Source organism: Enterococcus sp. 3H8_DIV0648, from assembly GCF_002140655.1.
GTDB classification, from domain to species: Bacteria; Bacillota; Bacilli; order Lactobacillales; family Enterococcaceae; genus Enterococcus_A; species Enterococcus_A hulanensis.
Genome location: NZ_NGLG01000001.1, coordinates 1,143,460 through 1,167,039, shown reverse-complemented (window position 1 = coordinate 1,167,039; position 23,580 = coordinate 1,143,460). Strand labels below are relative to the sequence as shown.

At 41.2% G+C, this 23,580-nt stretch carries 19 protein-coding genes and 1 riboswitch; of the genes, 18 read left to right on the top strand and 1 reads right to left on the bottom strand.

Going from position 1 to position 23,580, the window contains the following annotated elements; genetic code table 11:
- Nucleotides 1–315 precede the first annotated feature (315 nt).
- The 13 genes from purM (at nt 316) to lpdA (ending at nt 17,845) form a co-directional block, all read left to right on the top strand.
- Nucleotides 316–1,359: a phosphoribosylformylglycinamidine cyclo-ligase gene (gene purM / locus A5875_RS05400; RefSeq protein WP_088932668.1), complete on the top strand. Its 1,044-nt coding sequence runs from the start codon at nt 316–318 to the stop codon at nt 1,357–1,359.
- Complete coding sequence (gene purN / locus A5875_RS05395) at nt 1,356–1,934, top strand: phosphoribosylglycinamide formyltransferase (protein WP_088932667.1); 579 nt, start codon at nt 1,356–1,358, stop codon at nt 1,932–1,934. The genes purM and purN overlap by 4 nt, the downstream gene beginning before the upstream one ends.
- Before the next feature lie 40 nt (nt 1,935–1,974).
- Nucleotides 1,975–3,507, top strand: coding sequence for a bifunctional phosphoribosylaminoimidazolecarboxamide formyltransferase/IMP cyclohydrolase (gene purH / locus A5875_RS05390; RefSeq protein WP_176244714.1), 1,533 nt, complete (start codon nt 1,975–1,977; stop codon nt 3,505–3,507).
- Nucleotides 3,508–3,522: 15 nt separating this feature from the next.
- Nucleotides 3,523–4,773 (top strand): phosphoribosylamine--glycine ligase, encoded by a 1,251-nt coding sequence (gene purD / locus A5875_RS05385; RefSeq protein ID WP_088932665.1) that lies wholly within the window; start codon nt 3,523–3,525, stop codon nt 4,771–4,773.
- Nucleotides 4,774–4,987: 214 nt separating this feature from the next.
- Complete coding sequence (locus A5875_RS05380; RefSeq protein WP_088932664.1) at nt 4,988–5,416, top strand: DUF3788 family protein; 429 nt, start codon at nt 4,988–4,990, stop codon at nt 5,414–5,416.
- Between the two features lie 193 nt (nt 5,417–5,609).
- Nucleotides 5,610–6,587: a GMP reductase gene (guaC, locus tag A5875_RS05375; RefSeq protein WP_088932663.1), complete on the top strand. Its 978-nt coding sequence runs from the start codon at nt 5,610–5,612 to the stop codon at nt 6,585–6,587.
- Between the two features lie 123 nt (nt 6,588–6,710).
- Nucleotides 6,711–8,132, top strand: coding sequence for an aminotransferase-like domain-containing protein (locus A5875_RS05370; RefSeq protein WP_088932662.1), 1,422 nt, complete (start codon nt 6,711–6,713; stop codon nt 8,130–8,132).
- Nucleotides 8,133–8,855: a nitroreductase family protein gene (locus tag A5875_RS05365; protein WP_088932661.1), complete on the top strand. Its 723-nt coding sequence runs from the start codon at nt 8,133–8,135 to the stop codon at nt 8,853–8,855.
- 44 nt (nt 8,856–8,899) lie between these two features.
- A riboswitch (M-box (ykoK) riboswitch) is annotated at nt 8,900–9,064 on the top strand.
- A gap of 485 nt (nt 9,065–9,549) precedes the next feature.
- Complete coding sequence (mgtA, locus tag A5875_RS05360; protein ID WP_176244713.1) at nt 9,550–12,156, top strand: magnesium-translocating P-type ATPase; 2,607 nt, start codon at nt 9,550–9,552, stop codon at nt 12,154–12,156.
- A gap of 415 nt (nt 12,157–12,571) precedes the next feature.
- On the top strand, nt 12,572–13,681 hold the full coding sequence (pdhA, locus tag A5875_RS05355) for a pyruvate dehydrogenase (acetyl-transferring) E1 component subunit alpha (RefSeq protein WP_088932659.1): 1,110 nt from the start codon (nt 12,572–12,574) through the stop codon (nt 13,679–13,681).
- A 2-nt stretch (nt 13,682–13,683) separates the two neighbouring features.
- Entirely contained in the window at nt 13,684–14,661 is a 978-nt protein-coding gene (locus tag A5875_RS05350) for an alpha-ketoacid dehydrogenase subunit beta (RefSeq protein WP_088932658.1), read from the top strand.
- Between the two features lie 120 nt (nt 14,662–14,781).
- Entirely contained in the window at nt 14,782–16,431 is a 1,650-nt protein-coding gene (locus A5875_RS05345) for a dihydrolipoyllysine-residue acetyltransferase (RefSeq protein ID WP_088932657.1), read from the top strand.
- A 7-nt stretch (nt 16,432–16,438) separates the two neighbouring features.
- Entirely contained in the window at nt 16,439–17,845 is a 1,407-nt protein-coding gene (gene lpdA / locus A5875_RS05340) for a dihydrolipoyl dehydrogenase (RefSeq protein ID WP_088932656.1), read from the top strand.
- A gap of 80 nt (nt 17,846–17,925) precedes the next feature.
- Here the strand turns inward: lpdA and A5875_RS05335 are convergent, their stop codons facing one another.
- Nucleotides 17,926–18,561, bottom strand: a complete 636-nt coding sequence (locus tag A5875_RS05335) for a GPP34 family phosphoprotein (protein WP_088932655.1) — start codon at nt 18,559–18,561, stop codon at nt 17,926–17,928.
- A gap of 205 nt (nt 18,562–18,766) precedes the next feature.
- On the opposite strand from A5875_RS05335, the gene A5875_RS05330 reads away from it, so the two are divergent.
- From A5875_RS05330 to typA, 5 genes are all read left to right on the top strand, one after another.
- Nucleotides 18,767–19,627, top strand: coding sequence for a helix-turn-helix domain-containing protein (locus A5875_RS05330; protein ID WP_088932654.1), 861 nt, complete (start codon nt 18,767–18,769; stop codon nt 19,625–19,627).
- Between the two features lie 18 nt (nt 19,628–19,645).
- Entirely contained in the window at nt 19,646–20,251 is a 606-nt protein-coding gene (locus A5875_RS05325; protein WP_088932653.1) for a sugar O-acetyltransferase, read from the top strand.
- A 64-nt stretch (nt 20,252–20,315) separates the two neighbouring features.
- Nucleotides 20,316–20,585, top strand: coding sequence for a UPF0223 family protein (locus A5875_RS05320; protein WP_088932652.1), 270 nt, complete (start codon nt 20,316–20,318; stop codon nt 20,583–20,585).
- Nucleotides 20,586–20,634: 49 nt separating this feature from the next.
- Nucleotides 20,635–21,399 carry an inositol monophosphatase family protein gene (locus tag A5875_RS05315; protein ID WP_088932651.1) on the top strand — a complete coding sequence of 255 codons (765 nt, stop codon included), beginning with the start codon at nt 20,635–20,637 and terminating at the stop codon, nt 21,397–21,399.
- 111 nt (nt 21,400–21,510) lie between these two features.
- Nucleotides 21,511–23,352, top strand: coding sequence for a translational GTPase TypA (gene typA / locus A5875_RS05310; protein ID WP_088932650.1), 1,842 nt, complete (start codon nt 21,511–21,513; stop codon nt 23,350–23,352).
- The last annotated feature ends 228 nt before the right edge of the window (nt 23,353–23,580 follow it).

The following is a 23,580-nucleotide window of genomic DNA, read 5'->3' as shown; positions in this document are numbered from 1 at the left end:
CAGTTCCACTTTTAGCAGTAAGTATAGTGAGAAATAGTTTAGAAAAAACCTCCAAACTAAAGACCAAGCGACTTAGTGGAATGATATACGGCACGAAAATAAGACTCATTTTTCGCTTTTCAGAAAAATGAATACTTAAATATGAGTAAGGATGCCAGTTCCACTTTTAGCAGTAGGTATAGTGAGAAATAGTTTAGAAAAAACCTCCAAACTAAAGTCCAAGCGACCTAGTGGAATGGTATACGGCACGAAAATAAGACTCATTTTTCGCTTTTAGAAAAATGAATACTTAATTATGAGTAAGGAGCGAATCGAGTGGGAAATGCATATTCTAAAGCTGGCGTTGATGTGGAAGCTGGTTATGAAGTAGTTGAACGCATCAAGAAGCATGTAAAGAGAACCGAACGTTTAGGTGTAATGGGAGCAATTGGCGGTTTCGGCGGCTGCTTCGATCTAAGTCAATTTCAATTGAAAGAGCCTGTTTTAGTTTCTGGAACAGATGGAGTCGGGACAAAATTAATGGTGGCGATCCAAGCAGATAAACATGATACGATCGGGATCGATTGCGTCGCGATGTGTGTGAACGATATCGTGGCTCAAGGAGCAGAACCGTTATACTTTTTAGATTATATCGCGACAGGTAAAAATGTTCCCGCCCGTTTAGAGCAAGTAGTTGCAGGTGTGGCAGAGGGATGTGTTCAGGCTGGGGCTGCCTTGATTGGCGGAGAGACAGCAGAAATGCCTGGTATGTATGGCGAGGATGATTATGATTTAGCTGGTTTTACAGTCGGCATTGCTGAGAAAAGTCAAATGATTACCGGCGAGAAAATCAAAGCTGGAGATATCTTAGTCGGTTTGCCTTCAACAGGGATTCATTCAAATGGCTATTCCCTTGTTCGAAAAATTTTCTTTGAAACACATAATTTTTCAGTTGACGAAAAATTACCGGAATTAGCTGAAACATTGGGAAATGAAATTTTAACGCCGACACGAATCTATGTTGAGGCGATTCTGCCTTTAGTTAAAAAAGAATTAGTGAACGGGATTGCACACGTAACTGGCGGAGGCTTTGTCGAAAACTTGCCGCGGATGCTGCCGGAAAATCTGGCTTGCGAAATCGAATTAGGTACATGGCCAGTTTTACCGATTTTTGATGCGTTAGCCAAATATGGCGAAACTCCTGAAATGGAAATGTATGAAATCTTTAATATGGGAATCGGTATGGTCTTAGCGGTTGCACCAGAAAAATTAGCGGAGCTGCAGGCAGATTTAAATGAACGAAACGAAGCGTCATTCGTTATTGGGAAAGTGACTGAAAAACAAGAAGCGCCGATTGTTTTCAAAGGAGCGAAGGCATGAGAATAGCTGTCTTAGCATCAGGCAACGGATCGAACTTTGAAGTGATCGCCCAAGCAGTCAAAGACAAAGAAATCCCAGCAGATTTGGTTCTATTATTTTCTGATCACCACGATGCTTATGTATTGGAGCGTGGGAAGAAATTTGGAGTCCCCTGTGAAAGCTTTGAGCTGAAAGAATTTTCAGATAAGAAAAGCTATGAGGCTGCATTATTAGCGTTACTGAAGAAATATGATGTGGAGCTCGTTGTTTTAGCAGGCTATATGCGAATTATCGGCAAAGACTTACTAACAGAGTTTCCTAATCGGATCGTCAATATTCATCCCGCGTTATTGCCTAATTTTCCAGGACTGCACGGAATCAAGGATGCTTATGAAGCAGGTGTGAAGGAAACAGGAGTCACCATCCATTATGTCGATAGCGGTGTAGATACTGGTCCGATCATTGCTCAGGGCAAAGTTCAAGTCTCAGAAAATGACAGCTTGAGTGATTTAGAAACAAAGATTCATCAGGTGGAGCATCAGCTCTATCCGCAAGTTCTTGCAGATATTGTAAAAGAAGCGAACTCAAAATTATAAAAGGGAATATTCTAGTTAGTAAGATAGAAGGAGTGTCATGATGACAAGAGCATTGATTAGCGTTTCAGATAAAACCGGAGTTGTAGAATTTACTAAAGGATTGGTTCAGGCAGGCGTTGAAATTATTTCAACCGGCGGAACTAAAAAAGTCTTAGACGAAGCGGGCATTCCAACGTTGAGTATTGATGAAGTAACCGGTTTTCCGGAAATGATGGATGGTCGGGTAAAAACATTGCATCCGAAGATCCATGGCGGATTATTAGGCCGACGTGATTTAGCGACGCACATGGATGCGATGAAGGAACACGATATTCAACCGATTGATTTTGTTTGTGTGAATTTGTATCCATTCAAAGAGACGATTTCTAAGCCAGATGTGACTGAAGCGGATGCGATCGAGAACATTGATATCGGCGGACCTAGCATGCTGCGTTCTGCTGCTAAAAACTTCAGCTCGGTAACTGTGGTAGTCGATCCGAAAGACTATGCTCTAGTTTTGGCCGAAGTAAAAAGCAATCAAGCGACTTCCTTAGAAACACGTAAACGATTAGCTGCGAAAGTATTCCGTCACACAGCGGCATATGATGCTTTGATCGCGGATTACTTAACGAAGAGTGTCAGCGAACTAGAACCAGAAAAATTAACGCTGACTTATGAATTGAAGCAAACTCTGCGTTATGGTGAAAACAGCCATCAAACAGCTGCTTTCTATCAGAATGCGTTGCCAGTACCTTATTCGATCGCCAGTGCTCATCAGCTTCATGGGAAAGAATTGTCTTATAACAACATCAAAGACGCCGATGCAGCTATTCGTATCGCCCGTGAATTTAGTGAACCGACGGTCGTGGCGTTGAAACATATGAATCCTTGCGGTATCGGAAGCGGACGCACGATTTCAGAAGCGTATCAGTTTGCTTATGAAGCTGATCCAACCTCAATTTTTGGCGGTATCTTAGTAGCAAATCGGGAAATTGATTTGGAAACTGCGGAAGAGATGCATAAATTATTCTTAGAGATCATCATCGCACCAAGTTTCAGCAAAGAGGCTTTTGATGTTTTATCTGGTAAGAAAAACCTGCGTTTAATGACGTTAGACTTTGCTGACCAAACGAACAATCAGCCAGAAGTCGTTTCTGTATTAGGTGGTCTGCTGGTTCAAGACCAAGATGTAATTGAAGAGATTCCTGAAGAGTGGGAAGTCGTAACCGATCGGAAACCAACAGAAGAAGAGTTAAAAGCTTTGGCATTTGCTTGGAGCGCGGTAAAACACGTGAAATCAAATGCGATTGTTGTTGCAAATGAGCATCAGACTGTCGGAGTCGGTGCCGGACAAATGAATCGTGTCGGTTCAGTCAAGATCGCTTTAGAAGAAGCGAAAGGCCGGATGAACGGTGCTGTTTTAGCAAGTGATGCGTATTTCCCAATGGATGATAGTGTAGAATACGCTGCTCAGCATGGGATCAAAGCGATCGTGCAACCTGGCGGAAGTATCCGCGACAAAGACTCGATTGCTATGGCAAATAAATACGGCGTCGCGATGGTCTTTACTGATGTCCGTCATTTCAGACATTAATTTGAGGAGGATTCAATGAAAGTATTAATTATTGGCAGCGGCGGTCGTGAACATGCGATCGCGAAGAAAATGCTGAATAGTCCGCAAGTAACGGATGTTTATTGTGCTAAAGGAAATCCTGGTATGAAAAATGACGGTATCCAATTAGTGGACATTGCAGAGAACGATCACGAAAAATTGATTACCTTCGCTAAAGAACATGGGGTCGATTGGACTTTTGTCGGACCGGAGATTCCTTTGCTGAATGGTATCGTGGATGATTTTCAAGCAGCCGGGCTTAAGATTTTCGGACCGAATAAAGCGGCTGCGATGATCGAAGGTTCAAAGGAATTCGCCAAAAAAATCATGGTGGACAATGATATTCCTACTGCCGACTATGAAGCATTCACCGATTATCAGACCGCTTGCGACTATGTAAAAGAAAAGGGAGCGCCAATTGTTATCAAAGCAGACGGCTTAGCTGCTGGTAAAGGTGTGACGGTCGCAATGACGCTGGATGAAGCATTGCAGGCGCTAAAAGAAATGATGACAGATCATCGCTTCGGCGAAAGCGGCGATAAGGTCGTTGTAGAAGAATTTTTAGCTGGTGAGGAATTCTCACTGCTTGCTTTTGTAAAAAATGAAAAAGTTTATCCAATGGTAATTTCGCAAGACCATAAGCGAGCGTATGACGATGATCAAGGACCAAATACAGGCGGGATGGGTGCTTACTCGCCGGTACCGCAGATTTCAAATGAAATGGTCGAAAATGCAGTCGAAAAAATCTTGAAGCCAGCGGCAACTGGTATGATGAAGAATGACACACCATTTACTGGTATTTTGTATGCTGGCTTGATCGCGACTGAAGCTGGACCAAAAGTCATTGAGTTCAATGCCCGTTTTGGCGATCCTGAAACACAAGTTGTTTTGCCGCGCTTGGCGAGCGATCTTGCACAAGTTATCGATTCGCTGTTGAAGGATCAAGAGCCTGAATTGATTTGGAGCAACCAAGCAGCAGTCGGTGTTGTTTTGGCAGCCGAGGGTTATCCTAATGAGTATCAAAAAGGAATGGCTGTTCCAAGCTTTGATGATCAAGTAACGGTTTATTATGCAGGTGTAACAGAGGAGCAAGGAGCAACAAAAGCTTCAGGCGGACGAGTTCTTTTAGTCGAAGCCGAAGCAGACAGCATTGAAGCAGCTCAAACCAAAGTGTATCAGGCTTTGAACGAAGCAGATACCACTGGTTATTTCTATCGCAAAGATATTGGTGCTAAATCGATAAAATAAGCAGAAAAACGGCCTTAGGGTCGTTTTTTTGCGTGCAAAAGCAGGCGAGATTTAAAAAATGACAGCTTTGATTAAAAGTGGTAAACTAAATATGAAAAAAGCGTTAAAAAAATATATGAATTCGAAGAAAAATAAACTGAATTTAACTCATACAGGCAGTTGCATTAGTTAGAATTATTTTTCGTTCCAGAGTGTATTGAAAGAGGCGAGGACCATGGAAAGAGAACGATCCAAAGCTGATGATGAGAAGCACGAATTGCAGACGATTTTGTCGGGACTACCCAATTCTCAGTATTTAAAGATTTTATTAGCTCAAATCATGAGACATTATGATCCGAAAATAAAATATATTTTCCAAAAGCAAACAGGCTGGCAGCTTGTAATCGAACAATATGATGGACTGCTTTGCCGCATTAAGATCCACGAGGATTATTTTTCAGTGATCACACCATTTCCTGATTTCGGGATAAACTACTTAACCCCAATGGTAAAAGTGATGTCAGATGAGTTTAAAGAAAAATTCGAAGATGTGTCAAAGAATACTCAGCAGATCGAAATGAAAGTGACCAATGAGGAAGAAATGGAAGATGTTATCTTTTTAGTTAGTCTGCAGGCAAAAAAATTAAGGAATGCCTTAGTCTAAAAAGTTAATGTTCGTGTTTTTTGCTATAAAATTCAAAATCAGCTTGCTTTTTAAGTGAATATGTTGTAAATTACATAGGGCGATAACGCCCTATGTTTTTTTATCTGTCACGCTTTTCACAGTTTGCAGAGTGAAAAAACAAAAAAATGAAGACATTAAAATGAGATAGCTATCTTATTCATTGGAGGCCATTATGAAAGTATTTGATTATGAAGATATTCAGTTGATCCCGAATAAATGTATTGTAAACAGCCGTTCAGAATGTGACACGACTGTACAATTAGGGAAATTTAGTTTTAAGATGCCGGTTGTACCTGCCAATATGCAAACGATCATCGATGAGAACATTGCAGAATTTTTGGCGGAAAATGGTTACTTCTATATTATGCATCGCTTTTATGAAGACGAACGAATTCCCTTCATAAAGAAAATGCAATCTCGCGGCTTATTTACATCAATCAGTGTTGGTGTAAAAGGATATGAATATGATTTTGTAAAACAGTTAGCAGATGAGAAATTGAACCCTGATTTTATTACGATCGATATTGCCCACGGACATTCTGATCCGGTAATCAATATGATCAAGCATATTAAAAAGCTTTTACCAGAGACTTTCGTGATTGCCGGAAATGTCGGTACGCCTGAAGCTGTTCGTGAATTAGAAAATGCTGGAGCTGACGCGACGAAACTGGGCATTGGACCTGGTAAAGTATGTATCACTAAAATCAAGACCGGCTTCGGTACAGGCGGCTGGCAGCTGGCGGCGTTGAGCTGGTGTGCAAAAGCAGCGCGCAAACCAATTATTGCGGACGGCGGAATTCGTACGCATGGTGATATCGCGAAATCAATTCGCTTTGGCGCTACAATGGTGATGATAGGTTCATTATTCGCAGGTCACGAAGAATCACCTGGCGAAACAATGGTTGAAGATGGTGTTGTATATAAGGAATACTTCGGCAGTGCCTCTGAGTTTCAAAAAGGCGAAAAGAAAAATGTTGAAGGTAAAAAAATCTGGATTCCTTATAAAGGTTCTTTAAAAGACACTTTAGTTGAAATGCAGCAAGATTTACAATCATCAATTTCTTATGCAGGCGGAAATGATTTAGAAGCGTTGCAAAAGGTTGATTATGTAGTTGTTAAAAATTCGATCTTTAATGGAGATACGATTTAAAGATTTTTAGAAGACTTTAAAAGCTCGTGCCGATTTTTGGCATGAGCTTTTTTGCACGAATAATTGACAGTCTTTCATAATTGGGTTAGCGTTAAGTCATCCAATAATAAATGAGGGAATGCTATGTGGGAGTTATCAGAAAATAAATCAACACCGATCTATCAACAGATCATGGAGCAAATCATTACTTATATTCAAGATGGGACCTTACAGCCGGGAGACCGATTGCCGGCTGAACGGAAATTGGCAGATTATTATCAAGTGAATCGTTCAACGGTTGTGCATGCGTTAGATGAATTGGTCAGTCTCGGTTGGGTGTTGCGGCGTCAGGGGAGTGGAACGGTCGTTAATGAAGGAAACTGGGGAAGAAGTACAATCCCTCGGGTTGATTGGCGAAGTTTATTCACGCAGGAATCACATCCGAAAGAACCTTTTTTAGAGAAGCTTCAGCAATTATTAAATGATCCGGAAGCGGTTGATCTTTATTCTGGAGAATTACCATTGAACTTGATCCCTGATTTTCGTTTTCCTTCCTATACATGGGAAGAATTATTGCTGGAAGAACGCAAGCAAAGTCCATTAGGGTATCGACCGTTGCAGCAGGTTATTTGCCAGCGGATCAAGGCGGATCAAAAAATCGAGGTCTCTTCGGATCAAGTTTTGATCACATCTGGTGCGCAACAGGCAATGTTTTTATTATTGCAGGTAATGCTGCAAAGCGGCGATAGTGTTGCTATTGAAGATCCGTCTTTCCTTTATTCACTGCCGATCTTCGCGACTGCCGGAATCAAACTTTATGGTGTAGAAATGGACAAAGAGGGCATGCGAATCGATAAACTTGAACAATTGATTTTAACTAAAAAAATCAAGCTGATCATTCTTAATCCTACTTTTCAAAATCCGACAGGTTCAACAATGTCAAAAAAACGCAGAAATGAATTGATCGAACTTAGCCGAAAATATCAGCTGCCGATCGTAGAAGATGAAGTCTTTAGCGAAATGAATTTTGACGAAATTCCGCCTTCTTTGAAGGAACTGGCCCCTCATCAAGTAATACATTTAGGCTCGTTGTCGAAAATCTTTGGTTCGTCCATTAAAATTGGTTGGATCGTGGCTGATCGGGATTTGATTCAACGATTGTCTGAGGCCAAGCAGATGATGGATTTTTCTATCAGTGTCTTTCCTCAGGTCATTGCTCATACGGCTTTAACTGATCCGCGGTTTGAACAAAACCAAAAAGATCTGGTCGTCGAGCTGGAACAAAGAGCTGCTGCATTTATTGAGGCGGCGCAGGTTGTGACCGAAGACTGGGATTTTTCTGCGATTGATGGTGGAATCTATGTTTATTTCACTTGGCGACATCAAAAATTGACGCGAACGGACTGGGAAATTTTTTTGAGAGAAAAATTATTGATCGCTCCCGCATTTTTGTTTAGTAATGATACAATGGCAATGAGAGTGAACTACACTCGGTTAACAGAAAGAACACGAGAAAATTTTTTTTCGAAGCTGCAGACTATTTCAAAGGAACTAAGGAGGAATTAAATGAAAGCATTAGAGGTTTTGAAGGAGCACCGAACTTATCGGAATTTTGATGAAAACTATCAGATAACTGATGATGAGCTGCAAAATATTTTACAAGCAAGCCGGCAAGCACCAAGTTGGATGAATGGGCAAATGTATAGCATTATTGTTGTAAAGGATCGGGAAATTCGCGAAAAAATGGTGGCGTTGAATCCTGGAAATCCTCATATGCTGCATAGTTCGGTTTTCCTAGTATTTGTGGCAGATTTGAAGCGGACGAAAAAAGTTGCTGAGCATTATGGTGTAGATTATCCTATTAATGAAGGACTTGATCCGTTGATCACAGCTGTGACAGATGCTGCTTTAGCTTTAGAAAATGCAGTGATTGCGACAGAAGCCCTAGGTTTAGGAGCTGTTGTTGTAGGATCAATTAGAAAAGATGTCGCAGAAGTCAGTGAGCTGCTGAACCTGCCTGAGTATGTACTGCCGATTGCTGGATTAAGCATTGGCAAGCCGAATGTGGAAATGCGAAGCAAACCCCGTTTACCTGAAGAAGCTGTCATTCATTATGATACGTACCAAGACTATGACTATCAGCTGATCGAAGACTATGATGATACAATGGAAAAATTTGCTGAAGCTCGCGAAACCAAAATTTGGAGTAAAAAATTCGCGGACTATTTTAGCAACAAACCTAATCAGAAAATTGACGAGTTTCTGAAAACGAAAAAGTTTTTCAGTTAATGTTTGACACTGGAAGGTAAGTAACATATAGTAAGGATGTAAATAAGAATAATTGTTAGGTGAGGCTCCTATATGGACACAGGCTGCTGCCCAAAAATGTCGAGAGACGCCAATGGGTAGAACAGGGATCATCGTGAAGGTGATTCATAACGTAGCTGACAGATTTTGTCTACGCCCTATAGTGCTAAAGCTCGACGATGAACATGAATGAATTTTCGCGCGTGCTCATTTTCGAGTGCGCGCTTTTTTGCGAGTTTTTCTTCCTGCTTTAGCAGGTTAGAAAAATCGCATGCGAAACGAGAATAAAACTAACTTTTTCGTTTTTTGAAAAAGTTAATACCTCGAGACGAGATAGCTGTCAGTCCAACTTCTCGCAGTCACTCATAGTTTGATGGTAAAAAAGAAATTTAAATTAAATAATAGGGCAGATACTTAGTTGGATGGTATGCGTGGCGAGAATCGGACTTATTTTTTGTGGTTTTCGAAAAATAAATCCATTTAAAACGAGATAGCTGCCGTTCCAATGTTTCGCCGCAAGCATGTGCAATTTTATAGCCCACCGTCAGTTTTCAATTATTCACTACAGACAATAGATGAAAGGATGTGAGGAAGATGGATTATGAAGATAGTCGACCGAAAGATAAATATAACGGGGCGACTTCAGTTGTCCTGAATTTTAGGAGGAACAACTATGATGAACAAAAAAAACCTTCTTGCTCGCAAAATCAACAAAGATCAAGAATTGAAAAAATTAGCGATCCTATCTGATCGTGACCTTTTCCTAAACTTGCGGACATCGCTGCAAGGCTTATCTGAAGAGGATGCGGAAAGCCGTTTGGAAGAATATGGTCCTAACGAAGTTTCTGCGCAAAAACCAACACCTGGAATTTTATTGTTCTTACAAGCATTCAATGATCCATTTGTTTATGTATTAGCTCTTTTAGCAATTGTTTCTTTATTGACGAATGATATTGAAGCGGCAATCGTAATGACAATTATGATTCTGGCGAGTGTTTTGATTACTTTCATTCAAGAATATCGCTCTCAAAAAGCAAGTATCGAATTAAAGGAAATGATCGAAAACACAGCGGCGATCACTCGTAATGGTGAAACAAAGGAAATACCTATGGATGAAGTCGTACCTGGTGACATTTTGACGTTAGCGACGGGTGACATGATCCCGGCAGATGCCGTCTTGATTTGGACGAAAGACCTTTTCGTCAACCAATCATCGTTAACGGGAGAATCAATGCCTGTCGAAAAGTATCTTGCAAAAGATACCGAAGTGACAGAAGAAACAACCGCATTGGACTTAACGAATCTGGTATTTATGGGTACAGATGTGTTAAGTGGTCAAGGAAAAGCGATTATTTTAAAAACAGGGCAACAAACCTTTTTCGGTGATATCGCAAAAAATGCGACATCGAAACGAGGAAAAACATCCTTTGATATTGGTTTAGCCAAGGTCAGTAAATTATTGCTGCGGATGGTAATGGTGCTATTTCCCCTTGTGTTTTTGATCAATGGTTTAACAAAGGGTGATTGGAGCAGTGCGTTTTTCTTCGCGATTGCGGTAGCGGTAGGATTGACACCTGAAATGCTGCCAATGATCGTAAGCTCTAACTTGGCAAAAGGAGCTTTGACTCTTTCAAAGCATAAGGTCATCGTAAAAGAACTGGCTTCGATCCAAAACTTAGGCAGTATGGATGTCTTATGTACCGACAAAACAGGAACGATCACCGAAGATCGCGTGGTATTGGTGCAACATTTAGATCCATTGGGCAATGAGAATGAACAAGTTTTAGACTTGGCATTTATGAATTCGACCTATCAAACCGGCTGGAAAAATCTGATGGACATCGCCGTGATCAATTATTTCGAAGAACAGGATCGTCGTTTGCCTTATCAAACAGTTCAAAAAATTGATGAGATTCCTTTTGATTTCTCACGGCGTCGTTTGACAGTGGTAATGAAAACGGATGAACATCAATTAATGATCACCAAGGGTGCTGTTGAAGAAATGGCGGCCATCTGTAAATATGTTGAAATCAATGGCGAAATTCTAGAATTGACGACCGAGATCCGTCAGCAGCTGCAAACCGTCAACGAAAAAATGAACCGCCAAGGCATGCGGGTAATCACTGTGGCTGTTCGTCGTGACGCTCATGAGGAAGCGATCTATTCAACAGATGACGAAAAAGATATGACCTTGATCGGATTTATGGGTTTCCTTGATCCGGCTAAGGCTTCGGCGAAACCAGCGATCAAATCGCTGCACCAGCATGGTGTTACCGTGAAGGTTTTAACTGGCGATAATGCTATCGTGGCACAAAAAGTTTGCCAAGATGTTGGAATTCCTGCCGAGGACTTTGTTTTAGGGAGTCAAATCGATGAAATGTCTGACGATGAATTGTATCAAGCGGCAGAAAAAGTCAATTTGTTCGCGAAATTAAATCCTATGCAAAAATCGCGAATCATCGAATCGCTGCAAACAAAAGGTCATACGGTTGGCTTTATGGGTGACGGGATCAATGATGCACCAGCTTTGCGTAAAGCTGACGTGGGAATCTCTGTTGATACCGCAGCCGATATTACCAAAGATGCCAGCTCGATCATTTTATTGGAAAAGAGCTTAGGTGTTTTAGAAAACGGCGTGATTGAAGGCCGCCGTGTTTTCAGCAACATGATGAAATATATTAAGATCACGATCAGCTCGAATTTCGGGAATGTTTTCTCAATTTTAGTTGCCAGCGCCTTTTTACCATTTTTACCGATGCTTTCGATTCAATTGCTGCTGCAAAATTTGATCTATGATATCGCGCAATTGACAATTCCGTGGGATAACGTGGATGAGGAAGAATTAGAAGTACCGACGAAATGGGAAACGAGAGGATTATTGAAATTTACCGTCTGTATCGGACCGATCAGCTCTGTTTTTGACATCATTACATTCTTAGTTATGTGGTTTATCTTTGGTGCCAATACAGTTGGGGCACAAAATCTCTTCCAAACAGGCTGGTTCATGATCGGCTTGACGACACAAGCCTTAGTTGTCTTGATGGTCCGGACGAAGAAGATTCCATTTATTCAAAGCCGGCCAGCACCGCAAGTATTTGCCAGCTTATTAATGGCTGTGGTAGTGGGTGCCTTAGTCGTTTTAACGCCGATTGCTGAACAATTTGATTTTGTTCATCTTCCAAGCAGCTATTGGGTATGGTATGTCGGTATTGTGGTTGCTTATATGTTGGCGACGCAATTAGGTAAGGTAATCTATATAAGAATAGCAAAAGAATGGATCTAAATTGAAAAGCTAGCTCATTTAGCCCAATACTATAACAGAATGGCCTGTGTTGCCATTCTGTTTCTTTTTTTGTGAAAAATTACAACAAATGAATAACCTCAAGTACCTCTCACAAATTCCATTTAAGTCCTTTTTTAAAAGCAAACGAGTGAAATAATTATAAAATATCGATTTACCAAGGCACTCGACCTCCACCATCTAATAGATAAATTTTTTTTGAAAAAAACAAGCTGCGCGTGGTTTCACAAGGATAAAAAGTGAAACGCTTCAATTCGTTCAGAATCGGTGAGCAAGTTTGTTGTCAATTGAATATAAAAATGCTAATTTAGAGAAGAAGGGGCAATAGCAATAATACAGATTGACTTGCTGTTGCACTGATAACAAGACTTAAATTAAGAGAGGAAAGTGTGACACCATGGCAGAAAAAGAGTTAACGATTGATTTTGAAGCCTTACTAAAAGATGTAAACGCGGATTTCCCCGTGTACCAAGCGCTGGACGAGAATGGAAAGATTGTGAATGAAAATCTGGTTCCGGACTTATCCGATGACGAACTTGTGGAATTGATGACTTCTATGGTTTGGTCACGTGTGTTAGATCAACGTTCTACGGCGTTAAACCGTCAAGGTCGTTTAGGATTCTTCGCACCGACTGCTGGACAAGAAGCCAGCCAATTAGCCAGCCATTTTGCATTTGAAAAGGAAGACGTTTTATTACCAGGTTATCGTGATGTTCCACAACTAATCAAACACGGCCTGCCTTTAGCAGAAGCCTTCCTATGGTCACGTGGTCACGTTGCCGGAAATAACTATCCTGCCGATTTACAAGCTTTACCACCTCAAATCATTATCGGAGCTCAATATGTACAAGCTGCCGGTGTGGCTCTAGGCTTGAAGAAACGCGACAGTAAAAATGTTGTCTTCACTTATACAGGTGACGGCGGTTCATCTCAGGGTGATTTCTATGAAGCAATCAACTTTGCAGGGGCTTACCATGCAAACGCTGTATTTTATATCCAAAACAACGGCTTTGCTATTTCAACACCGCGTGAAAAGCAAACAGCCGCTAAAACATTAGCACAAAAATCTGTTGCAGCTGGAATTCCTGGTATCCAAGTCGATGGTATGGACCCATTAGCTGTTTACTATGTATCTAAAAAAGCTCGTGAATGGGCAGCCAACGGCAATGGCCCAGTATTGATCGAAACATTAACTTATCGTTACGGTCCACATACACTATCAGGGGACGATCCTACTCGTTACCGTTCAAAAGAAATGGATGACGAATGGACGAAGAAAGATCCATTGGTTCGTTTCCGCAAATATTTGACAGATAAAGGTCTATGGTCAGAAGAACAAGAAGAAAAAGTAATCGAAGCAACAAAAGAAGAAATCAAACAAGCAATCACAGATGCTGACCGTGTACCAAAACAAAAAGTTTCTGATTTCTTGAAAAACATGTACGAAGTTCAACCACAAAACATCAAAGAACAAATTGAATTCTATGAAGCGAAGGAGTCGAAATAATCATGGCACAAAAAACAATGATCCAAGCAATTACAGATGCCTTAGCTCTGATGCTTGAAAAAGACAAAGAAGTTTTAATTTTCGGTGAAGACGTTGGTAAAAACGGCGGGGTTTTCCGTGCGACTGAAGGTCTTCAAGAAAAATTCGGTGAAGATCAAGTTTTCGATACACCATTGGCTGAATCTGGAATTGCCGGACTTGGTTTTGGTTTAGCCTTGCAAGGCTTCCGTCCAGTTCCTGAAATTCAATTCTTTGGGTTTGTGTTTGAAGCGATGGACGAAATCGTTGGACAAATGGCTCGTACTCGTTATCGTATGGGCAATACACGCAACTTGCCAATCACGATTCGTGCACCATTCGGCGGCGGCGTGCATACACCAGAACTTCACTCAGACAACTTAGAAGGCTTGATGGCTCAATCTCCAGGCTTGCGCGTGGTTATTCCATCTAATCCTTATGATGCAAAAGGTCTATTGATCGCATCGATTCGCAACAATGACCCAGTAGTATTTTTAGAGCACATGAAGCTTTACCGTTCATTCCGTGAGGAAGTGCCAGAAGGAATTTACGAAGTACCGTTGGATAAAGCAGCCGTTACTAAAGAAGGAACAGATGTTTCAATCATTACTTACGGTGCGATGGTTCGTGAGGCAATTAAAGCCGCGGACAACTTAGCAAAAGAAAACATTAACGCAGAGATTATTGACTTGCGTACAGTAGCTCCCCTTGATGTTGAAACAATCATCAAATCAGTTGAAAAAACTGGTCGCGTGGTCGTTGTTCAAGAAGCACAAAAACAAGCAGGTGTTTCTGCACAAGTAATCTCAGAAATCTCAGAACGGGCAATTCTTTCATTGGAAGCACCGATCGGACGGGTATCTGCTCCAGATACGATTTTCCCATTCGGACAAGCAGAAGGTATCTGGTTGCCAAATGCAGCAGATATCGAAGCAAAAGTAAAAGAAATCGTAGAATTTTAGCAACCAGTTTCACTTCCTGATTTAACAAGGTTTGTGAAATGGTATATGACACAACAATCAAATTTATTTTTTCGATTTTTGAAAAAATAATTACTGAAATATGATAGGAGCGATAAAAACATGGCTTACCAATTTAAATTGCCGGACATCGGTGAAGGCATTGCGGAAGGCGAGATCGTGAAGTGGTTCGTCAAAGCAGGCGACACGATCAATGAAGATGACACCTTATTAGAAGTACAAAACGATAAATCAGTGGAAGAAATTCCATCTCCAGTGACAGGAACGGTTAAAAAAATCATCGTAGACGAAGGCACAGTTGCCAACGTCGGTGATGTTTTGGTTGAGATCGATGCCCCTGGACATGAAGACAACGAAGGCGACTCTGGTGTGGCGGCAGAATCTCAAACACCAGAATCTCCAGCGGCTGAACCTGCTGACGCTAGCGCAAGCAGCGAAGCTAATGATGGCGGTGGCGTTTTCCAATTCAAATTACCAGATATCGGTGAAGGGATTGCAGAAGGCGAGATCGTTAAATGGTTCGTCAAAGCGGGAGACAAGATCGAAGAAGACGATACCCTATTAGAAGTACAAAATGACAAATCAGTGGAAGAAATTCCATCTCCAGTCACAGGAACAATCAAAAAAGTTATCGTAGACGAAGGCACAGTAGCTAACGTCGGTGATGTATTGGTTGAAATCGACGCACCGGGACATAATGATTCCAGTGCTGCTTCAACAGAATCAGCAGCTCCAGCGGAAACACCAAAAGCTGAAGCGAAAGGTGATTCTTCAGTAGTAGAAGCCAGCAACCCAGACAAACGCGTCTTAGCGATGCCGTCTGTTCGTCAATATGCGCGTGAAAAAGACGTGGATATTACTCAAGTAACTGCTACAGGAAAAGGCGGACGTGTCGTTAAAGAAGACATCGATGCATTTGTTTCTGGCGGCGGACAAGCAGCCCCTGCAAAAGCAGAAGCACAAACAACTGAAACGACAGCAGCAGCTTCAAACGCAGCGCCAGCGAAAGCTGAAAAACCTGCGCAACCATTTACTTCAAATATGGGCGAAATGGAAACGCGTGAGAAGATGACACCTACACGTAAAGCGATCGCAAAAGCAATGGTCAACAGCAAGCATACTGCTCCGCATGTAACCTTGCATGATGAAGTAGAGGTTTCTAAGCTTTGGGATCACCGTAAGAAATTCAAACAAGTGGCTTTGGATAATGGCACGAAATTGACCTTCTTACCATACGTAGTGAAAGCTTTGACTGCGACAGTGAAGAAATACCCAGTCTTGAACGCGTCAATTGATGATGCTGCTCAAGAAATTGTTTATAAAAATTACTACAACATTGGTATTGCAACAGATACTGATCATGGATTGTATGTACCGAACGTAAAAAATGCTGATACTAAAGGCATGTTCAAGATCGCAGACGAAATCAACGAAAAAGCTGCTTTGGCACATGATGGCAAATTAGCTGCTGATGATATGCGTAACGGCACGATCACGATCTCAAATATCGGTTCAGTAGGCGGCGGCTGGTTCACTCCAGTTATCAACTACCCTGAAGTTGCGATCCTTGGTGTCGGAACGATTGCGCAACAACCAATCGTGAACGATGAAGGCGAATTAGCGGTTGGCCGTGTGATGAAACTTTCATTAAGCTTCGACCATCGAATCGTTGATGGCGCGACAGCGCAAAAAGCCATGAACAATATCAAGCGTTTGTTGGCTGATCCAGAATTATTATTAATGGAAGGATGATAAAATCATGGTAGTTGGAGATTTTGCCATTGAATTAGATACAGTTGTAATCGGTGCTGGACCCGGCGGCTACGTTGCCGCCATCCGCGCCGCTGAAATGGGACAGAAAGTAGCGATCATTGAACGAGAATATATCGGCGGTGTTTGTTTAAACGTCGGCTGTGTTCCGTCAAAAGCGTTGATTTCTGCTGGACATCATTATCAAGATTCGCTTGATTCTTCGATGTTTGGTGTGACTAGTGAAAATGTAAAGCTAGACTTTGCTAAAACCCAAGATTGGAAAGAAAACGAAGTCGTTAATAAATTAACGACCGGAGTAAAATTCCTGTTGAAGAAACACAAAGTAGAAATCATTGAAGGAGAAGCTTTCTTCGTAGATGACAAAAACTTGCGTGTGATTCATCCTGATTCTGCTCAAACTTATTCTTTCAATAATGCGATCGTCGCAACAGGTTCTCGTCCAATCGAGATTCCCGGCTTCAAATTTGGCGGACGTGTGTTAGATTCTACAGGCGGTTTAGCGTTAGAAGCTGTTCCGGAAAAACTTGTGATTATTGGCGGAGGCGTTATCGGTGCTGAATTAGGCGGCGCGTATGCCAACCTAGGTGCTGAAGTCACGATTCTTGAAGGAACACCACAAATTTTACCGACTTACGAAAAAGACATGGTGCAGCTTGTAGAAAAAGACTTCAAGCAAAAAGGCATCAAAGTTGTTACCTCTGCGATGGCGCGCGAAGCTGTTGATAATGGCGATAACGTGACTGTTCGTTACGAAGTTGACGGAAAAGAAGAAACGATCGATGCAGATTACGTAATGGTAACAGTTGGTCGTCGTCCAAACACAAACGACATGGGCTTGGAGCAAGCTGGTGTTGAAATGACAGACCGTGGTCTGATCACAGTTGATAAACAAGGACGCACAAACGTACCTAGCATCTACGCAATCGGCGATATCGTTCCTGGTGCTGCTTTAGCTCATAAAGCCAGCTACGAAGCTAAAATCGCTGCTGAAGCGATCTCTGGCAAGAAAGTTGCCGTTGACTATAAAGCTATGCCAGCAGTTGCCTTTACTGATCCAGAATTAGCGACTGTCGGTATGACGATCAAAGACGCTAAGGAAGCCGGATTAGAAGCGAAAGCCTTCAAATTCCCATTCTCTGGTAATGGTCGTGCACTATCATTAGGCAAGACAGAAGGCTTTATCCGTTTGGTAACAACGGTTGAAGACAATGTTATCATCGGCGGTCAAATCGCAGGTGTTGGTGCCAGTGATATGATCTCTGAATTAGCCTTAGCTATCGAATCAGGCATGAATGCGGAAGATATCGCTCTAACAATTCATCCACATCCATCATTAGGTGAGATCGTAATGGATGCTTCTGAGTTAGCATTAGGTATGCCGATCCATATTTAAAGCAAAAAGCCAAAATCCACTTAACAGGATTTTGGCTTTTTTTATAATCAAAATGCTTAACACTTTCCGCGAATCGACCTTTAAACCGCCGTAATTGCCACCATTGCCCCCATCAGCCAATCTAGCTGTGAGATCATTACTTGCGTTTGCTTGGCTACAGGATCACTTTTTACTTCCTTTATTTTCGCCTCCAGCATTTTCCGTTCTGGCTTTTCAATGTACTTTTTCAAGTAAGAGGATTTTTTTAAAAGGATCGCCAACTTTAGACCGTCATAATCTAAGCAATTTAAATTCTCTAGGCGAGCAACTAATTGAGCAATCGTTTTTTCCTTTGCTAAATAAGAAAGCGTATTTCCATCTGTTTCGACAGTAATTTCTCTGAGGTCGATTAATGAGTTGCGAGTTTGAGCGACCAACAGCTTCAAATCTTTTTCGAAAAAGGTTGCGCCGTAAGCCGTGGCAAGTTTGTCGATGCGTTTCTTTTTCAGCTGAGTGATTTTTTCAAATAGGCAATTCAGATATTCCAGTTCTTCTGGCAGCTGATCCGTTAAAATGATAATTTCCTTCTGATCAAGTTCGATTACCTGCGCTTCCTGTAAATCAAGCAGTCCTGCCATGACCAGACACATGCCAACATAATAATTAATAGAAGAAATCTTTCCATTTCGGTTCATGGTAAAGAGCAGGTATTGTTGTGATAAGTTTAAATTTTTCATTGTCTCGCTCCTTTATTCTTTTGATCTAAGTATAAGCTTGGAGTGGAAAAATCTATTTTTTCGAAACAATATTTTCAAAATTCTGATTTTCTCGCTTTTTTTTCATGGTATTCTAAGAATGCAGAAACAAAAGTTTCCTTTTTGCTAGCTCAATCTGTTAGCAAGAGAATAATCAAATGAAAAAAGCGACAAGGAGTTGAATCCAATGACTGGAAAATTTTTCCAAGAAATCAGAGAAAAGAAAAATCAATCAATCATGAATACGTCTGAGGGGATCGTAACGCCTCAGTTTTTAAGAAAATACGAACGGGAAAATGGTGATATTCGTTTTTCGAATTTAGTCCAGCTATTAAATCGGCTGAATACCACCATCGATGAATTCATCTTTGAGATTGAAGAAAGTTTGGATATTTGGTTGTATGAAATCGAAGAAGAAATTGATCAAGCCTATCATGCCGGAAATTCATTTTCCCTGAAGAAATTTGTGCAAAAACAAGAAAAACTCTATCAACAAACAAAGGAGGAACGCTTCTTGTTTGCGGCGCTTATCGGCAAACGTTTCTATAATTATATTTTTTTACCAAGCTATACGGTTGATTTAGCGCCGATCACCAATTATTTAAGAGAGACGGAGACATGGGGGAAGTTTGAATTTTTCTTGATCACTTATAATAGTGATCTTTTCGAGCCGGAAGAAGCTTTCTTTTACGCCAATCAATTAGTAACACAACAGCATGGCAGCTTTGAAGTTCGAAAGTGGCGTTTCGATGCTGTCTTGCATCTTGTCCGTTATTTAATTGACGAGAACCAGTTGGCTTCGGCAGAAAAAATTATATTAGCCTATTTAAAAAACTTGACACCGAATCGTGATTTGAAATATCTTCATCATGACCTGTACGCTAAATTTGTCTATGGACTGCTTTTGATCAAAAAGAATGATCCAAGAGGAGCGCGGCAGTGCGAGCGAGTCATTGAGATATTTGTAGAGGATTGCGGTTATTTAAACTATGGTAATCGTCTGAATATTGTCTATCAATCAACTTTAGCGCAAACTAAGCAGTCGTAATAAGCGAGGAGCAGATATATGAATGAAATTTTAGGTTTTGAAGCATCAAGATCAGGTGAAATGTATGATGACCTTTCGCCTGTATTTAGCGAAATGCGGAAGCAAGCAGTGAAGGCGACGACTGAGTACAATGCGCTGTATGGAAAGGATGAGCAGAAGAGAGAATCGATTTTGCGAAATATTCTAGGCTCAGCAGGCGAGTCCCCCTTCTTTGAACCAGATTTTCGTTGTGAATTTGGAAAAAATATCCATCTTGGAGATCGTTTTTTTGCTAATTTTGACTGCATCTTGTTAGATGGCGGAGAAATCAGGATTGGCAATGATGTATTATTTGGTCCACGGGTAGGGATTTTTACAACGAATCATGCGACTGATCCAGAAGAACGAGTGGCAGGTGGTTGTTATTCGAAAAATGTCGTGATAGAAGATAATGTTTGGGTAGGAGCCAACGTTACCATCAATCAAGGTGTGACGATTGGGAAAAATACAATCATCGGGTCTGGCAGCGTGGTAACAAAAAATATCCCGGCCAATGTAATCGCAGTCGGAAATCCTTGTCATGTGTTAAGAGAGATCACTGAACAAGACAAAACAGGTTATCAATCTAAGCGTACGCTAACTTAAAAGCGGCTTTAATCAGCGCATGGATGATTCTATGGTAAACTAATTTCGAATGGAGTGTGGATCAATGGCAAATTATGGTTACCCAATCGATGAGGATTGGACACATGAGGAGATCACGACCGTTATCAATTTCTTGAATTTAGTCGAGGAAGCGAACGAAAATGGTGTAGATAAAGAAGCTTTTTTAAACGGCTATAAAAAATTTAAGACAGTAGTCAAAAGTATCGGAGAAGAAAAACGAATCGGTCGAGAATTTGAAGCGGTCAGCGATTATTCAATCTATCGTACGGTACAAAAAGCTAAAGCAGCGACAACGAAACGTTTTAAAATGTAAATTTGTTAGCTATTGGTAAGAAGAATCAGACTTATTAGGAGAGATCAGGATGGAAAAAGAAATTATTGGCTGGATCTATGAGGCAGCTGAAAAAATCAAATCAGGACTAGGGGATGCGCTGAAGGTCGATCAGAAAAATGGACGTACGGATTTAGTGACGAACGTGGACAAAGAGGTCCAAGACTTTATCGTCGGAAAAATCAATGCTTATGATCCAGATGCATTGATCTTAGGTGAAGAAAACGGACAGGATCAGACGCCGATTGATAAAGGGCGTGTTTTTGTCATCGATCCGATTGACGGGACGCTGAATTTTGTGATGCAGCAAGAAAATTTTTGTATCATGATCGCTGTCTATGAAGATGGTGTAGGCCAACTAGGGTTTATTTATGATGTGATGCAAGATGAGCTTTTCTGGGGTGGACCTAAAGTCGGAAAAGTCTTCCTTAATAAGGAAGAACTTGCGGCTCCTGCCAATCAGTCGTTAAGCGAAGGCTTAATCGGTATGAACGCGGCCCTTTATCGCAAAAATTTGTATCATGCGCAAGAAATTGGTCAGACATCGATGGGGATCCGCGTATTAGGCTGTGCCGGACTGGATTTTATCGCTATTATCAAGGGGACACAGATTGGCTATGTCAGCATGCTGAGTCCGTGGGATTACGCTGCCGGCAAGATTATGATGGAACAGTTAGGAATGACTGTTATCGGAAAAAATCAGCAGCCGTTAAGTTTCCAAGGACGGGAGTTTTTCATTGGCGCAACGCAGGCTGCGATGGCCGATATTCAAGCGTTTGATAAAGAAAATCTTTAAGAAACTACTTTTTCTGAAAAAATGAAAATGTTTTACTAACACTCTTAATGATTTTCTGTTATAATTGTCAATCGAGTGAGTCTCGCGTTACAAGAAAAGGAGCAATTAAAATTGAATTACAGAAAAGATATCCGCAACGTGGCTATCATCGCCCACGTCGACCATGGTAAAACAACACTAGTTGATGAAATGCTTAAACAATCTGATACCCTTGACAGCCACGTTAGCTTACAAGAACGTGCAATGGATTCAAATGCAATCGAAAAAGAACGTGGTATCACGATCTTAGCCAAAAATACGGCTGTAAACTATAAAGATTACAAAATCAACATCATGGACACACCAGGACACGCCGACTTCGGTGGTGAAGTGGAACGTATCATGAAAATGGTTGATGGTGTGTTATTAGTCGTCGATGCTTATGAAGGTACGATGCCGCAAACGCGTTTCGTATTGAAAAAAGCGTTGGAACAGCATTTAACACCAATCGTAGTCGTAAATAAAATCGACAAGCCTTCTGCACGTCCAGAAGAAGTCGTTGATGAAGTGCTAGAATTATTTATCGAATTAGGTGCGGATGACGACCAATTAGATTTCCCAGTTATTTACGCTTCAGCGATCAACGGAACATCTAGCTTATCCGATGATCCTGCAGAACAAGAACCAACGATGGCTCCTGTTTTTGATACGATTATTGAAAAAATTCCAGCTCCTGTTGATAATAGCGACGAGCCTTTGCAATTCCAAGTTTCTTTACTAGATTACAATGACTACGTAGGACGTATCGGTATCGGCCGTATCTTCCGTGGAAAAATGAAGGTCGGCGACCAAGTATCTTTAATGAAGCTTGATGGTTCGATTAAAAACTTCCGTGTAACAAAAATCTTTGGTTTCTTCGGCTTGCAGCGTTTGGAAGTCCAAGAAGCAAAAGCCGGCGATTTGATTGCCGTTTCTGGTATGGAAGATATCTTCGTTGGTGAAACAGTGACACCGATCGATCATCAAGAAGCACTGCCGATCCTGCACATTGACGAACCAACGCTACAAATGACCTTCTTAGTTAATAACTCGCCTTTTGCGGGTCGCGAAGGGAAATATGTGACTTCACGTAAGATCGAAGAACGTTTGATGTCAGAACTGCATACAGACGTTTCGTTACGGGTTGAAAATACTGATTCACCAGATGCTTGGACAGTATCCGGTCGTGGTGAATTGCATCTATCGATCTTGATCGAAAACATGCGTCGTGAAGGCTACGAATTACAAGTTTCTCGTCCTGAGGTTATCGAAAGAGTCGTTGATGGCGTGAAATGCGAACCATTTGAACGGGTGCAAATCGACACTCCAGAAGAATATATGGGCAGTGTAATTGAAGCTTTAGGACAACGTAAAGCAGAAATGCAAGACATGATCCATTCAGGCAATGGTCAAATTCGTTTGATCTTCTTGGCGCCAGCTCGCGGTTTAATCGGGTTCACTACTGAATTCTTATCAATGACTCGCGGTTACGGAATCATGAACCACACCTTTGATCAATACTTGCCAATGATCCAAGGCGTGATCGGCGGACGTCGTAATGGTGCATTAGTATCTGTTGATAATGGTAAAGCAACGATGTACTCAATCATGAGCGTGGAAGAACGCGGTACAGTCTTCGTTGAACCAACTACCGAAGTGTACGAAGGAATGATCGTCGGCGAAAACAGCCGTGATAAGGACTTAGGTGTTAACATTACCAAAGCTAAACAAATGACCAACGTTCGTTCAGCTAACAAAGACCAAACGTCAGTCATCAAAAAACCACGTATCTTAACGCTAGAAGAATCATTAGAATTCTTGAATGACGATGAATACTGTGAAGTAACACCAGAAAGCATTCGTCTACGTAAACAAATTCTAAACAAAGCAGAACGTGAAAAAGCAGCGAAGAAACGCAAAGTTGCTGCTGAATAAAGACTATTTAAGAGATCGCATGAATCTATGCGGTCTCTTTTTTAACTATAAAGAAAGTATAGAATTTCAACATGAATAAATCGCTTTGTAGCGGGTATATCCATGTCTGGCTTCACGAACTAGCTTTATCGGCAATAAGCAAAAATATTTCGAAATTTGAGAATCAATTTAGAAATATTTTGGTCTTATTGCTCAAAAGCTGAGCGAGTTCGCGAAGCCTTTCTTATT

Coding starts and splice junctions, on each gene's coding strand:
- A5875_RS05370 (WP_088932662.1), top strand. CDS start 6,711: ATGTGGGAGTTATCAGAAAATAAATCAACACCGATCTATCAACAGATC.
- A5875_RS05315 (WP_088932651.1), top strand. CDS start 20,635: ATGGAAAAAGAAATTATTGGCTGGATCTATGAGGCAGCTGAAAAAATC.
- A5875_RS05335 (WP_088932655.1), bottom strand. CDS start 18,561: ATGAAAAATTTAAACTTATCACAACAATACCTGCTCTTTACCATGAAC.
- guaC (WP_088932663.1), top strand. CDS start 5,610: ATGAAAGTATTTGATTATGAAGATATTCAGTTGATCCCGAATAAATGT.
- A5875_RS05380 (WP_088932664.1), top strand. CDS start 4,988: ATGGAAAGAGAACGATCCAAAGCTGATGATGAGAAGCACGAATTGCAG.
- A5875_RS05325 (WP_088932653.1), top strand. CDS start 19,646: ATGAATGAAATTTTAGGTTTTGAAGCATCAAGATCAGGTGAAATGTAT.
- A5875_RS05330 (WP_088932654.1), top strand. CDS start 18,767: ATGACTGGAAAATTTTTCCAAGAAATCAGAGAAAAGAAAAATCAATCA.
- A5875_RS05350 (WP_088932658.1), top strand. CDS start 13,684: ATGGCACAAAAAACAATGATCCAAGCAATTACAGATGCCTTAGCTCTG.
- A5875_RS05320 (WP_088932652.1), top strand. CDS start 20,316: ATGGCAAATTATGGTTACCCAATCGATGAGGATTGGACACATGAGGAG.
- purH (WP_176244714.1), top strand. CDS start 1,975: ATGACAAGAGCATTGATTAGCGTTTCAGATAAAACCGGAGTTGTAGAA.
- A5875_RS05345 (WP_088932657.1), top strand. CDS start 14,782: ATGGCTTACCAATTTAAATTGCCGGACATCGGTGAAGGCATTGCGGAA.
- A5875_RS05365 (WP_088932661.1), top strand. CDS start 8,133: ATGAAAGCATTAGAGGTTTTGAAGGAGCACCGAACTTATCGGAATTTT.
- purD (WP_088932665.1), top strand. CDS start 3,523: ATGAAAGTATTAATTATTGGCAGCGGCGGTCGTGAACATGCGATCGCG.
- mgtA (WP_176244713.1), top strand. CDS start 9,550: ATGAACAAAAAAAACCTTCTTGCTCGCAAAATCAACAAAGATCAAGAA.
- purN (WP_088932667.1), top strand. CDS start 1,356: ATGAGAATAGCTGTCTTAGCATCAGGCAACGGATCGAACTTTGAAGTG.
- lpdA (WP_088932656.1), top strand. CDS start 16,439: ATGGTAGTTGGAGATTTTGCCATTGAATTAGATACAGTTGTAATCGGT.
- pdhA (WP_088932659.1), top strand. CDS start 12,572: ATGGCAGAAAAAGAGTTAACGATTGATTTTGAAGCCTTACTAAAAGAT.